Origin of the sequence: Anaeromyxobacter terrae, assembly GCF_022690685.1 — a bacterium.
Classification (GTDB): domain Bacteria; phylum Myxococcota; class Myxococcia; order Myxococcales; family Anaeromyxobacteraceae; genus Anaeromyxobacter; species Anaeromyxobacter terrae.
Genome location: NZ_JALCYY010000097.1, coordinates 1 through 13,165 on the forward strand (window position 1 = coordinate 1; position 13,165 = coordinate 13,165).

The following is a 13,165-nucleotide window of genomic DNA, read 5'->3' on the forward strand; positions in this document are numbered from 1 at the left end:
GCGTCGCGGCTCGTGCGCGTGCTCGGCGACGCCGGCGAGGCGCGCCGCGCGGACGCGCGCGAGGCGGCGGCGCTCGCCGCGCGCGGCCGGCCCGGCGAGCCCGGCGCGCAGGGACGGTCGCGCCGCGTCCCGCAGGTGCACGAGGTGAAGAGCCCCGCCGAGCTCGAGCCCGGCCTCGCCTCGGCGCGACCCGATCCGCTCCGCCCCGGGCGCGTCGATCGGCGAGACCTGAAGGCTCGGCCGGAGCGGCCAGGCGAAGCAGGCACGGGGGAGGACGTCCCCGAGCACGAGCTCGTTCACGTCGCGCCGCACGAGGGCTTCTCCGCGCCGGCCAAGGACGCGCGCGTCCGCGAGGAGGACCTCGGGGCCGCGCTGCCGCACGAGGACGAGGAGCGATAGGGGGCGCGCTCGAGAACCTCCGCCGGTCCGGGCACCCCGTCGGCGCGCTTGCGCTCGCGCCCGCACAGGGGCTTCATCGCCCGGCATGCACCTCTTCTCGCCGCTCACCCTCCGCTCCCTCACCCTGCGCAACCGGATCGCCGTCTCGCCGATGTGCCAGTACTCGGCCGTCGACGGGCGCGCGAACGACTGGCACCTCGTCCACCTCGGCGCTCGCGCCGCCGGCGGCGCCGGCCTCGTCATGTTCGAGGCGACCGCGGTGGAGGCGCGCGGGCGCATCTCTCCCGCCGACCTCGGCCTGTGGGACGACGCGCAGGTGGAGCCCCTCGCGCGCGTCGTCCGCTTCGTCGAGGCCCAGGGCGCCGCGACCTGCCTGCAGCTCGCCCACGCCGGCCGGAAAGCCTCGACCGCGCCGCCGTGGGAGGGCGGCGGGCCGGTCGCGCCGAGCGCAGGGGGGTGGCTGCCCGTGGCGCCGAGCGCGCTGCCGTTCAGGGACGGCGACGCGGCTCCGCACGCGCTCGACGCGGGCGAGCTCCGCGCCGTCGTCCAGGCGTTCGCCGCCGCGGCGCGGCGCGCGACCGCGGCGGGGTTCCGTGCGGTCGAGATCCACGCCGCGCACGGCTACCTCCTCCATCAGTTCCTCTCGCCGCTCTCGAACCGCCGGACCGACGCCTACGGCGGCTCGTTCGAGAACCGCACGCGGCTCGTGCGCGAGGTGGTGAGCGCGGTGCGCGCGGAGTGGCCGGAGCCGCTGCCGGTGATCGTGCGGATCTCCGCGACGGACTGGGTGGAGGAGGGCGGCTGGGACGTCGCGCAGTCGGTGGAGCTCGCCCGCGGCCTCGCCCCGCTCGGCGTCGAGCTCGTCGACGTCTCGTCCGGCGGGCTCGTGCCGACCGCGAAGGTGCCCGCCGGACCGGGCTACCAGAGCGGCTTCGCCGAGCGCATCCGCCGCGAGGCGCACGTCGCGACGGGCGCGGTCGGGATGATCGTCGCGCCCGAGCAGGCGGACCACGTGATCCGCTCCGGGCAGGCGGATCTCGTGCTCATGGCCCGCGAGATGCTCCGCGACCCGCACTTCCCGCTTCGTGCGGCGCGGGCGCTCGGGCAGGACGGGCCGTGGCCGAAGCAGTACCTCCGCGCGCGCTGATCGACGCGGCGAGACCGACGGCGGCGGCGAGCGCCCCGATGAGCGTGAGGGGCGGGAGGCCGCCCGGCCACGTCGCCGGCGCGAGCCAGCCGGTCGCGCCGAGCGCGGCGCAGTGCACCGCGACGAGCGCGAGCGCGCCGTGGGCCGCGAGGCGTGCAGCGCCGGCGGGGAGCGGCGGCCGCGCGAGCTTCAGCGCCGCGAAGGCGACGAGCGCGCCGGCGCCGCACAGCACGGCGAGCTCCCCCGAGGCGGCGAGCCGGCCCGACGGAGCGTACAGGCTCGCGAGGTACGCGGGCCGCAGGAGCACCACCGACGCGAGCCCGTGCAGCGCCGCGGCGAGGAGCCCCGCCGCCCGCGCGCCGCGCCGCCACGCGGCCCTCGGGCGGGCCGCGGCCGCGCCGACGAGGAGCACCGCGACCACGGAGAGCGCCTTGTTCGTGACGTAGAGGGGCACGCTCGCGAGCGGCTCCCCCTTCACGACGACGTACCGCACGAAGGCGTAGGCGAAGCAGCCGGCGAACGCGAGCGCGCCAGCCACGACCGGCCTCCATCCGACCGACCTCACGCGAGCGGGGACGGCCGGAGCGGCGAGCGCGCCGCGGGGAGCGCGCCGCGTGGCAGGGCGCGGCCGCGCGGATGGGCGGCCGCAGCCGCGGGAACCCGCGGGCGCCGTCACCGGCGCCTCCGCAGGAGGGCGATCCCAGCGATCGCGAGGAGCGAGGACAGCGTCGCCGCGCCGCCGCCGAGACCGCAGCCGCCGCCGGCGCTCGCCGCGCCCGCGCCGGGCGGGACGGGCGTCTCCGTCTGCCCCGAGCCGCCGGGCGTCGGCCCCGGCGTCGCGGGGGTCTCGGCGAGCGGAGACGGGTGCGTGAGCGTCAGGGTGTCGAACACGTTGCCGTCCACGTCCCGCGCCTCGAGCGTGAGCGTGTTCGCCGTCACGTCCACCTCGACGAAGTGGTGGGTCGCGCGCGAGAACGCGGTGAACGCGCTCGTGCCCGCGGTGTAGAGCGGGGCCCCCGCGCCGCCGGTCACGACGTACGTGACGCCGCCCTCGGCGCGCTGTCCGCCCACCATCGGCTGGCTCCGCTCGTAGTCGTGGTCGTGGCCGTTCAGCACGAGGTCGACGCCGTACTTCTCGAAGACCGGGCCCCAGCGCTGGCGCAGGCCCGTGTCGCTCCCGTGCTCGCCGGAGGAGTACGGCGGGCGGTGGAACGACACCACCGTCCAGCGCACGTCGGGATCGCTCGCCGCGCGCGCGAGGTCGGCCTCGAGCCACTGGTCCTGGGCGTCGCCCGAGGTGCCGGCGGGCTCGGTGAAGAGCACGACGAAGTGGGTGTTGCCGTAGTCGAACGAGAAGTACGCCTCGTCGTCGTAGCCGGCGGCGGTGGGCACGTGGCGCGGCAGCGCGAGCTGCGCGAAGAAGAGCCCGCCGCCCATGTCGTGGTTGCCGGCCGCGGAGACGAACGGCGTCGCCGAGACGAGGGGCTCCATCGTCGCGAACCAGCCATCCCAGTAGGACTGCGTCCCGCCGCTGTCGACGAGGTCGCCGGAGTCGATCGCGAACGCCGGCTGGGACCGCTGCACGGCGGCGCGCACCTGCGCGCGCGCTGCGTCGTCGGTCCGGCTGTCGCCGAACGCGGCGAAGCGGAAGCTCGCGCCCGCCGCAGGCGTGGGCCCCGTCGTGAACGTACGGTCCGCCGACCAGCTCGCCGCGCTGCCGCACCGGTAGTGATAGCTCGTCCCGGGGGAGAGGCCGGTGACCTGCGCCTCGTGGAGGTAGGAGCCCTGGTACGCGGCGGAGACCGCCGCCTTCACCTGCCCGTAGCTGGCGTCGGACCCGTACTCGACGGAGCCCGTCGCCTCGGTGGAGCGCCAGGTGACCGTCATCGTGGTGTCGGTGGGCCCCTGCCAGCCGAGGTGGACCTGCGACGGCGCGGCGAGCGCGGGCGCCGCGGCGGCGAGGGTAGTCAGGAGAAGGAAAACCCGTGCGTTCATCCGACCTCCGGGCGGGAGAGCGGGACCTCGCCCGATCACCCGCGCCCCGAGTCGAACGCCCCTGCGCCCCGGAAACATCCCGCGCGCGGGAAGAGTTGGGTGGTGAACCCCCTCTGAAGGGGGCCCCCGAGCTCACGTGGAGAAGGGCCCAGGGGCGAGCGGATTCGTTGGTATCGCAAGCGACGCGGCACCGTGCGCGCGCCGACCGACCCCCACGACCGGCCGGCCGGGCGTCAGTAGCGGCCCGCGAGGTACGCCCAGCGCGCCGCGATCCAGCCGCGCGCGTACGCGACCTCCTCCTCGCGCGAGGGCCAGCCCGCGCGCCCCTCGCGCGCGAAGAACGCCTCCTGCTCGTCGCGCCAGCGCGCCTCGTCGCGCCTCGCGGCAGCGGAGGTCCCCGCGGCGAGCGTGTCGAACGCCGCGAGCACGTCGGCGACGGGGACGCGCTCGCGGACGGCCGCGCCGAGCCGGGCGCGAGTGCCCGCGGCGAACGGTGGCGCGAGCAGCCGCCGGAAGAGCCCGTTCTCCCAGACGAACTCCTCGCCGGAGTCCGGCGCCTGGTGCTCGGTGCGCCAGTCCTGACCCAGGCTCGCGCCGTAGTCCCACACCGTCGCGCGCCAGGGGCCGCCGAGCGGGTCGTGGTAGAGGAAGACGTTCTTGCGTGCGCAGTCCGAGGAGCGCGCGAGCATGACGAGCACCCACCAGTCGCGCAGCTCGTCGACGTCGGCCACGGCCTGCAGGCGCGCCGCGAACGTCTTGTCGTCGGCGGTCGCGACGAGCTGAACGAGCGCGTCGAGATCGTCGAACGCGCCGGGCTGGCCCTGCGCGGGGGTGCCCTCCTCGTTCGCATAACCGTCGTGCCAGGTGAGCTTCGTCTCTCCCTCGTTGCCGGTCGCGTAGAAGTTCGCGAGGTTCGTCTTCGACTGGTACAGGTTCCCGTCGCCGTCGAGCCCGTGCTCGCTCAGCACCTGCCCGCCGATCTTCTCGCTCATCACGTACACGCCGCGATACTCGCCGTTCAGGTAGAGCACGGCGCTCGCGGTGCGGACGTCGATCGGCCGATCGGCGACGCGCCGCCAGATCCCGAGCGCCAGCCGATCGCGGATCTGCGTCGCGTCGTCGAACGTCGTGACGAGCAGGAGCTTCTTCCGCGACGGGAAGCCCAACACCGGATCCGAGAACTGCGCCGCGTCGGGGAACGAGAGCGTGTAGCTCTTCTTCGGGAAGTCGATGGAGCGCGTCCCGCGGTACTTCACCTCGATCGCGTGGCTCCGGCCGCGGTAGGTGAGCGTCGCGGGGACGTAGGTGGTGTCGCTCACGGAAGCGCCGACCTTCAGGTGGAGCACCGGGAGCCCGTACTCCTCGGTGTAGCGGGCAGGATCGGGCGGCGAGTTCCCGCCCGCGTCCCAGCGATCGACCACGCCGACGCGGAGCCTCGCCTCGCCGTCGGCGGGCACGCGCACCACGACGTCGTACACGCCTGCGTCGGCGAGCCCGGTCTGCCAGGAGATCGTGCCCGCCGAGAGGTCGAGCCGAGCGGCCGCGGGCAGGCCCTCGAGCATCGAGGATGCGGGCAAGGGCTCGCCATCCGAGCAGGCGACCGTGAGCCGAAGCGCGTCGCCCTCCAGGATCCACGCCGGCCCGGTGATCTTCAGGCCGCACGCGGTCGGCGGCGGAGGCGGCGGTGGAGGAGGCGGGGGCGGCACGATCGGATCGTCCCCCGTCCCGTCTGCCTCGTGGATGGGCGGGCCGCACGCCACGGCGAGCGCGAGCGTGACCAAGGCCGCGGCCGCACGCGCGGCGGTCGTCCGTCGGGTCATGCCCCCTCCGGCATTCGGGCGTCGGGTCATGCCCCCTCCGGCATTCGGGCACACCGTGCGGCAGCGCTGAGCCGCGCGCACCTGCTCGACTGGGAGCCGACCCGGCGGGCGCCCCGCGAACGGTCCGCGGTGCTCGTCCGAGGAGGGGGGACGCGGGGCGGGCGCGCGGCGGGGCGAAGAAGTGGCCGCCCCGGCCACGGCCGCGTAGGTTCGTCCCGTGCGCATGGGCCGCTACGAGATCGCGACCGTGGTCGACGCCTGGTTCGCGCTCGACGGCGGGGCGATGTTCGGGATCGTCCCCCGGCCGCTGTGGGAGAAGAAGCTCGCCCCCGACGCGCGGAACCGCATCCGGCTCGCCGCGCGCTGCCTCGTCGCGATCGACCGCGACGCGCGCCGCGTCATCCTCGTGGACGACGGCCTGGGCGACAAGTGGGACGCGAAGCGCTCCGACATCTACGGGATCGATCGCTCCGCCGGCGGGCTCGACGCGGGGCTCGCGCGGCTCGGGCTCTCGCGCGAGGACGTGACCGACGTCCTCCTCACCCACCTGCACTTCGATCACGCCGGCGGCACCACCCGCCGCGGCCGCGACGGCCGGCTCGAGCTCTCCTTCCCGCGCGCGACGTACCACCTGCAGCGGCGCAGCTGGCTGTGGGCACACGCACCGTCCGATCGCGACGCGGGGAGCTTCCTGCCGGACGACTTCGCGCTGCTGCAGCACTCGAACCACCTCCACCTCATCGACGGCGACGCCTCGCCCTTCCCCGACGTGGACCTCATCCTCTCCGAGGGCCACACCGTCGGGCAGCAGCTCCCGCGTTTCCGCGGGGAGGGCACCCACCTCGTGTACTGCGGCGACATCATCCCGACCCACGCGCACCTGCGGCCGAGCTGGGTGATGGGCTACGACCTCTTCCCCGTCACCACCGTGGAGGAGAAGAAGGTGCTCCTCGCCGAGGTGCTCGAGGACGAGGGCGTGCTCGTGTTCGAGCACGATCCGCTCATGGCCGGGTGCCGGCTGCGCGAGGAGGAGGGGCAGCCGGTGTTCCACGAGGCCGTGGAGTTGTGAGGGTGCTGGCGCGGCGCGCTCACCTCGGGTAAGGGTCTCCGGCTTTCTGGCCGGAGGAGCCCGACGATGGAAGAGCAGAAGGTCACCGTCAGCCGCCGGGGCGCCGAGCGCCTCGTCGCCGGGCACCTGTGGATCTACCGCGCCGACGTGGAGAGGCCGCCCGCCGCCGAGGCGGGCGACGTGGTGGCGGTGGTGGACGGCCGCGGCCGCTTCCTCGCGAAGGCGTTCTGGTCGGCGCGCTCCAAGATCGCGCTGCGCGTCGTGACGCGCGACGAGGTGCCGGTGGACGAGGCGTTCCTCGCCGAGCGCCTCGAGGCGGCGGTGGACCTGCGTCGCCGGGCGTTCGGCGACGAGCGGTTCGTCCGGATCGTCCACGGCGAGGCGGACCTGCTGCCCGGTCTGGTGGTCGATCGCTACGGCGACGCCGCCGTGATGCAGACGCTCGTCCCCGCGACGGACCGGCGCAAGGCGCTCCTCGCGGAGCTCGTCGCCACCACGCTCGGCGTGCGGACCATCGTCGAGCGGAACGACGTCCGCGTGCGCGAGCTCGAGGGGCTCGCGCAGGTGAAGGGCGTGCTGCGCGGGGAGGCGCCGGGCCCCGTCGTCTATCCCGAGGGCCCGGTGAAGATGCGGATCGACCTCCTCGCCGGGCAGAAGACCGGCGCGTTCCTCGACCAGCGCGAGAACCATCTCCGCGCCGGCGAGTACGCGCGCGGCCGGTGCCTCGACTGCTTCAGCTACGCGGGCGGGTTCGCGCTGCAGCTCGCCCTCCGCGCCGAGCAGGTCACCGCCGTCGAGATGCAGCCCACCGCCGCGGGGCTCCTGCGCGAGAACGTGTCGCTGAACCGGGCGGAGAACGTCGAGGTCGTCGAGGCGAACGCCTTCGACTACCTGCGCGACCGCGCCGAGGAGCCGCCAGCGTACGACCTCGTCGTGCTCGATCCCCCCGCCTTCGCGAAGAACAAGGACGCCCTCCCCGCGGCGCGGCGCGGCTACAAGGAGGTCAACCTCCGCGCGATCCAGATCCTCAAGCCGGGCGGGATCCTCGTGACCGCGTCGTGCAGCTACCACATGGCCGAGGCGATGCTCGAGGAGCTCGTCCTCGACGCCGCGAACGACGCGGGGCGGCGCGTGCAGCTCCTCGAGCGCCGCGGCGCGGGGCGCGATCACCCCGTGCTGCTCGGCGTCCCCGAGACGCGGTACCTGAAGTGCTTCGTCCTGCGCGTCATTTGACGCTGGGCGAAGGCCCCGCGCGGGCGCGCTCGCCCGGCGCCGGACCTCCTATCGGCGAGGCAGCGCGGCGGGGTAGGATCGCGAGCCGTACTCTCGCGGAGGAGACGCTCCCGGAATGATCCGGCCCGATGAGCTCGGCACCGGCCCGCTCGACGCGCTCGCGCGCGCGCCGCTCCTGTCGGGCCTCGACGCGGCCGAGCGCGCTCGCCTGCTCGGCCGCGCCGAGCTCGTCGCGGTCCCCGCCCGCACGCGCGTCCACGCGGACGCCGACGCAGGGCGAGGCCTCGACCTCGTGCTCGAGGGCGCCGCCACGCTGCGCAGCGCCGACCTCCCGCTCCGGCGCCTCGGGCCAGGCGACCACTACGGCGAGCTCGCGCCGCTCTCGACGGACCACCGGGGCGAGACCGTCACCGCGGAGACCCCGCTCACGGTGGCGCGCCTCTCTCCGCGGGGCTGGGACGCGCTCCTGCGCGACGATCCCGCGCTCGCCGCGAAGCTCGCGACCGCGCTCGCGGCGACGCTCTCGGAGGAGCTCCAGCGCGTGACCGGCGAGATGGGGCTCCTGCTCCGCGGCCGCTCGCTGCCGCGCGCCGCCGAGGTGACGGTGCACCTGCTAGGCGAGGTCCGGCGCGTCCGCACCGGGACGCGCCTCGCCGAGCTGCTCCCGGCCGAGCTCGACGGCGCGCTCGTCGTCGGCGGGCTCCTCGGGCACAAGCCGGTCTCGCTCGCGACCCCGGTCTTCACGGACACCACCGTCGCGCCGCTCACCCTCCGTCACTGGGAAGGGCGCGCCATCTACGCCCACTCCGTCGGGCTCCTCCTCCTCGAGGCGGCTCACCAGCTCGCGCCTTCGCTCGGCGTCCGCATGGGCCCGTCGCGGGGGACGCGCCAGGTGGTCGAGGTCCCCGGCCTGGAGCCCGCCGCGCGGCCGGGGTACGCGGCTCGCCTCGCCGAGCAGATGGCGCGCCTCGCCCAGGCCGACGCCCCCTTCCGGCTCGAGTACTGGCCGACCGACGAGGCCGCCGCGCACTTCACGGAGCGCGGCTGGGAGGACGCGGCCCGGCTCCTGCGCATCCGCAGGCAGGCCACCGTGCGGCTCGTCTCGTGCGGCGAGCTGTACGCGCTCTCGATGGGCCCGCTCCTGCCCTCGACCGGCGCGGTGCGCGGGTTCCGGCTCGAGCCCAGCGAGGACGGGCTTGCGCTCGATCTCGGCGACCGCGACCCGCGCAACGGCCGCCGCGGCGGAGCGGCGCGCCCCCAGCCACCGGCGCGCGACGGCGGGATGGTCGCGGAGCACCAGCGCTGGCTCGAGGCGCTCGACGTGACGAGCGTCGGCGCCTTCAACGACCTCTGCATCTCCGGCCAGGTGTCGCAGCTCATCCGCGTCGCCGAGGGCTTCCACGAGAAGCGCATCGGCCAGATCGCCGACGCCATCGCCGCCCGCCGCGACCGCCTGCGCGTGATCGCCATCGCGGGGCCGTCCTCGTCGGGCAAGTCGACCTTCATCAAGCGGCTCACCGTCCAGCTCCAGATCGACGGGGTGAACCCGGTCGCCCTCGGCCTCGACGACTACTACGTGGACCGCGAGCGCACGCCGCGCGACGAGGCGGGGGAGTTCGACTTCGAGGCCCTCGAGGCGATCGACCTCCCGCTCCTCCACGATCACGTGCGCCGCCTCATCGCGGGGGAGGCGGTGCGCACCGCGCGCTACGACTTCCTCACCGGCACGAGCCACCCCGGCGGCGGCGCGGTCATCCAGCTCCGCCCCGGGGACGTGCTCCTCGTGGAGGGCATCCACGGGCTCGACCCGCGCCTGCTCGACGACATCCCGCCGGCGGGGTCGCTGTACCGCGTGTTCATCCACCCGGCCACCACCCTGCCCTTCGACCGGCTCACGCGCACGTCCGCGACGGACCTGCGGCTCCTGAGGCGCATCGTGCGCGACCGCCACCGGCGCGGGTACGGCGCGGCGGAGAACATCCTGCGCTGGCCGTCGGTGCAGGCCGGGGAGCGGGAGCACATCTTCCCGCACCAGCACGAGGCGGACGTGGTGTTCGACTCGTCGCTCGTCTACGAGCCCGCCGTGCTGAAGGTCTTCGCCGAGCGGTACCTCCTGGAGGTGCCGCCCCACCACCCCGCCTACCCGACCGCCCACCGCCTCCGCTACCTCGTCGATCGCTTCGTCTCCATCTACCCCGACCACGTCCCGCCCACCTCGCTCCTGCGCGAGTTCATCGGCGGCAGCGGGTTCGAGTACTGAGGCCCGGGATGCCGTTCACCGGCAGCGGCTCGCGTCGTCTCCGCCGCCTCCGCGAGGTCGTGGAGGAGGCCGCCCGCGCGTGCGCCCCCGAGGACGCCGCGGCGCTGCGCGCGGAGGTGGAGGAGCTCGTCGACGAGCGCGCGCTGGCGGAGGCGGTGATCGATCGCACCGCCGCGCTGGTCGTCGTGGTCGATCGCGAGGGCCGCATCCAGCGCTGGAACGCGGCCTGCTCCCGCGCCACGGGCTACCTCGCCGGCGAGATGCTCGGGCAGCCGGTGTGGGAGCTGATCCTGCCGGAGGAGCGCGAGGGCGTCCGCGCCACCTTCGAGCAGATCCTCGCCGGGGCGCTCACGACGACGTACGAGAACCACTGGGTCGGGCGCGAAGGCCAGCGCCGGCTCGTGTCCTGGACCAACGCGGCGCTCCTCGACGCCGCCGGCGAGGTCCGCGCGGTCGTGGCGACCGGCGTCGACATCACGGAGCGGGCGGAGGCGGAGCTCGCGCTGCGGCGTCAGGCGAAGCGGCTCGAGGCGCTGGCGGAGGCGTCGCGGGTGTTCGCCTCCGGGCTCGACTACAAGACCACGCTCGACACCGTCGCGCGCCGGCTGTGCGAGCTCATCGGCGACGGCGCGCTCATCCGCGTCGTCTCGCCCGACGGGAACTGGCTCGTCCCGGTCGCGGTCTACCACCCCTCCCCGGAGCGGGCCGCGCTCCGCCGGCGGATCATCGCCGCCGCCCCGCAGCGGACCGGCGAGGGCCTCACCGCGGGCCCGCTCGCGAGCGGGCGGACGCTGCGCATCCCGGCGCTCTCGCGCGAGACGGTGCGCAACGAGATGAAGCCGGAGTACTGGCCCTACCTCGAGGGCGTGACGAGCCTGCTCATCGCGCCGCTCGCGCAGCGGCACGAGGTCTTCGGCCACATCACGCTCATGCGCGACGCGGGCGGCGCGCCGTACACGGCGGACGACGAGGCGCTGCTCGAGGACCTCGCCCACCGCGCCGCCCAGGCGATCGAGAACGCGCGGCTCTACTCCGACGCGCAGAACGCGGTCGCGGCGCGCGACGAGTTCCTCTCCATCGCCTCGCACGAGCTGCGCACGCCGCTCACCGCCCTCCGGCTCGCGCTCGGGAACATGCGGCGGGTCACCTCGCGCGAGGCGCTCGAGCGGCTCCCGCCCGAGCACGTGGAGCGCGTCCTCGTGGCGGCGGAGCGGCAGGGGCAGCGGCTCGAGAAGCTCGTCGCGGCGCTGCTGGACGTCTCGCGCATCCACATGGGGAAGCTCGACCTCGATCTCGAGGAGGTGGAGCTCGGGGCGGTGGTGACGGACGCGCTCGCCCAGCTCGAGGACGAGGCCTCGCAGACCGGCTCGACGCTCTCCGCCTCGGGCACGGCGGTGCGCGGCGCCTGGGACCGGCTGCGGCTCTCGCAGGTCGTGACGAACCTGCTCTCGAACGCCGTGAAGTACGGGGCCGGAAAGCCCGTCGAGGTGAGCTACGGCCCCTCGGCCACGGGCGCGTTGCTCGTCGTCCGCGATCAGGGCATCGGGATCGCCGCGGCGGACCAGCCGCAGATCTTCGAGCGCTTCGAGCGGGCGGTCTCGTCCCGCAACTATGGCGGGCTCGGGCTCGGCCTCTACATCGTGCGGCGGATCGTCGAGGCGCACGGCGGGACGATCCGCGTCGAGAGCTCACCCGGGAAGGGCTCCACGTTCCAGGTCGAGCTCCCGCTCCGGCCGCTCTGCGTCCGCACCGGCCACGGCCCGCGGGAGCCCGCGGCCGCGCACTGAAAAACGGGGGCTGCGCCCCCGCCCCGCCGACGGCTGGCCGCCGTCGTCGGGGCCCCGGTTTCCTGCCGGGGGACGCCCACGGCGCGTCCCCCGGTCCCCCGCTCACCCGGCGCCGCCTCTTCCGGCGGCGCCTGCGTTCGCCGCTGCTCGGCGGGGCCCGTGAACGGTCGCGCCCGCTTTCGCGGGTTCGCGACCATTCCCCGCCGGGAGGGACTGCGTCCCTCCCCGTCGCTTCGCGACGGGGCCCCTCCCTGGGGGCGGCGCGTGTTCGCTCCTGCTTCTTCACGCCAGAAAATCCCGCGCGGGGAAGAGCAGCACATCCTCGATCGTCTCCGCGCCGGCGACGAGCATGAGCACGCGGTCGAACCCGACCGCGACGCCGCCCGCGTCGGGCATGCGGCCCACCGCCTCGAGGAAGGGCTCGTCGAGCGGGAAGACCGGGCGCCCCAGGACGCGCCGCAGCGCCTGCTCCTCCACGAGCCGCGCGCGCTGCTCCGCCGCGTCGGTGAGCTCGGTGTAGCCGTTCGCGAGCTCGAGCCCCCCGGCGTAGAGCTCGAAGCGCTCCGCCCAGCGCGGATCGTCCGGCTTCACCCGGGAGAGCGCGGCCATCGAGGCGGGCCAGTCGACGAGGTACTCCGGCCGCTCCACCCCGAGCCGCGGCTCGACCGCGTCGAGCATCACGCGGAAGAACACGTCGTCGAACGGCTCCCCGGGCGGTCCGGGGTCGTGGCCCGCGGCGCGAGCCGCCGCGGCGAGCCGGGCCGCGTCGCCCGCGCAGGAGGCGAGGTCCACGCCGGCGTGGCGAAGGAACGCGTCCGCGACGGTGGTGCGCGGGAAGGGCGCGGCGAGGTCGATCGTGCGCCCGCCACGGGCGACGCGGGTGCCCCCCGCGACGGCGCGCGCGCACGCCTCCACCAGCCGCTCGAGGTCCTGCATCACGCCCTCGTAGTCGGTGCCCGCCCGGTAGAGCTCGAGCATCGTGAACTCGGGGTTGTGCGTGCGCGAGACCTCGCCGTTCCGGAACACGCGCGAGAGCTGGAAGATCCGCGGGAAGCCCTCCGCGAGCAGGCGCTTCATCGCGTACTCGGGGCTGGTGATGAGCCAGAGCGGCTGCGCCTCCCCCCCGCCCTCCGGCACGAAGCGCGCCTCGAAGGGCGAGAGGTGCGGCTCCATCCCGGGCGCCGGCACGAGGGTGGGCGTCTCCACCTCCTCGTAGCCGAGGCTGCCGAGGAACCGGCGCACCTCCGCGGCGAGCCGGGCGCGCTGGCGAGCGCGATCGCGTCGGGTGGCTGGCATGCGCGGGAGAGTAACCGCGGAGAGGGATGGGCGCCGAGCGCGTTTCGAGCGGGGTCGAGGTCGAGGTCGGGGTCGGGGTCGGGCTGGCCGACACCACCGCGGCTGAGGTCACTGTGGCGCGCCGCCTGGACGGGACCTCACGTCCTCGGCGGGCCACGA

Annotated in this window: 9 protein-coding genes and 1 pseudogene; 6 read left to right on the top strand and 4 right to left on the bottom strand. The window is 75.2% G+C overall.

The features are described 5' to 3' along the window. A pseudogene (locus MNY62_RS24200) lies at positions 1 to 399 on the top strand (hypothetical protein); the annotation flags it as partial. 85 nt (positions 400 to 484) lie between these two features. After that, positions 485 to 1,546: an NADH:flavin oxidoreductase/NADH oxidase gene (locus MNY62_RS24205; RefSeq protein ID WP_242346900.1), complete on the top strand. Its 1,062-nt coding sequence runs from the start codon at positions 485 to 487 to the stop codon at positions 1,544 to 1,546. On the opposite strand, the gene MNY62_RS24210 is transcribed toward MNY62_RS24205, so the two are convergent. The 3 genes from MNY62_RS24210 to MNY62_RS24220 all read right to left on the bottom strand — a co-directional run bounded on the left by MNY62_RS24210 (position 1,443) and on the right by MNY62_RS24220 (position 5,361). Further along, positions 1,443 to 2,084 (bottom strand): hypothetical protein, encoded by a 642-nt coding sequence (locus MNY62_RS24210; RefSeq protein ID WP_242346901.1) that lies wholly within the window; start codon positions 2,082 to 2,084, stop codon positions 1,443 to 1,445. The two genes, MNY62_RS24205 and MNY62_RS24210, sit on opposite strands and share 104 nt — an antisense overlap. A gap of 134 nt (positions 2,085 to 2,218) precedes the next feature. Beyond that, a complete protein-coding gene (locus MNY62_RS24215) occupies positions 2,219 to 3,541 on the bottom strand; it encodes a purple acid phosphatase family protein (RefSeq protein ID WP_242346902.1) in 1,323 nt (440 codons plus the stop codon). A gap of 233 nt (positions 3,542 to 3,774) precedes the next feature. After that, entirely contained in the window at positions 3,775 to 5,361 is a 1,587-nt protein-coding gene (locus MNY62_RS24220; protein ID WP_242346903.1) for a CotH kinase family protein, read from the bottom strand. Positions 5,362 to 5,584: 223 nt separating this feature from the next. On the opposite strand from MNY62_RS24220, the gene MNY62_RS24225 reads away from it, so the two are divergent. The 4 genes from MNY62_RS24225 (at position 5,585) to MNY62_RS24240 (ending at position 11,710) form a co-directional block, all read left to right on the top strand. Further along, complete coding sequence (locus tag MNY62_RS24225) at positions 5,585 to 6,430, top strand: MBL fold metallo-hydrolase (RefSeq protein ID WP_242346908.1); 846 nt, start codon at positions 5,585 to 5,587, stop codon at positions 6,428 to 6,430. 66 nt (positions 6,431 to 6,496) lie between these two features. Beyond that, on the top strand, positions 6,497 to 7,663 hold the full coding sequence (locus MNY62_RS24230) for a class I SAM-dependent rRNA methyltransferase (RefSeq protein WP_242346904.1): 1,167 nt from the start codon (positions 6,497 to 6,499) through the stop codon (positions 7,661 to 7,663). A 115-nt stretch (positions 7,664 to 7,778) separates the two neighbouring features. Further along, the gene (locus tag MNY62_RS24235; RefSeq protein WP_242346905.1) at positions 7,779 to 9,923 is read left to right on the top strand and encodes a cyclic nucleotide-binding domain-containing protein; all 2,145 of its coding nucleotides are present in this window, start codon (positions 7,779 to 7,781) and stop codon (positions 9,921 to 9,923) included. A gap of 8 nt (positions 9,924 to 9,931) precedes the next feature. Beyond that, positions 9,932 to 11,710, top strand: coding sequence for a sensor histidine kinase (locus MNY62_RS24240; protein ID WP_242346906.1), 1,779 nt, complete (start codon positions 9,932 to 9,934; stop codon positions 11,708 to 11,710). A gap of 282 nt (positions 11,711 to 11,992) precedes the next feature. Here the strand turns inward: MNY62_RS24240 and epmA are convergent, their stop codons facing one another. Next, entirely contained in the window at positions 11,993 to 13,006 is a 1,014-nt protein-coding gene (epmA, locus tag MNY62_RS24245; RefSeq protein ID WP_242346907.1) for an EF-P lysine aminoacylase EpmA, read from the bottom strand. Between the last annotated feature and the right edge of the window lie 159 nt (positions 13,007 to 13,165).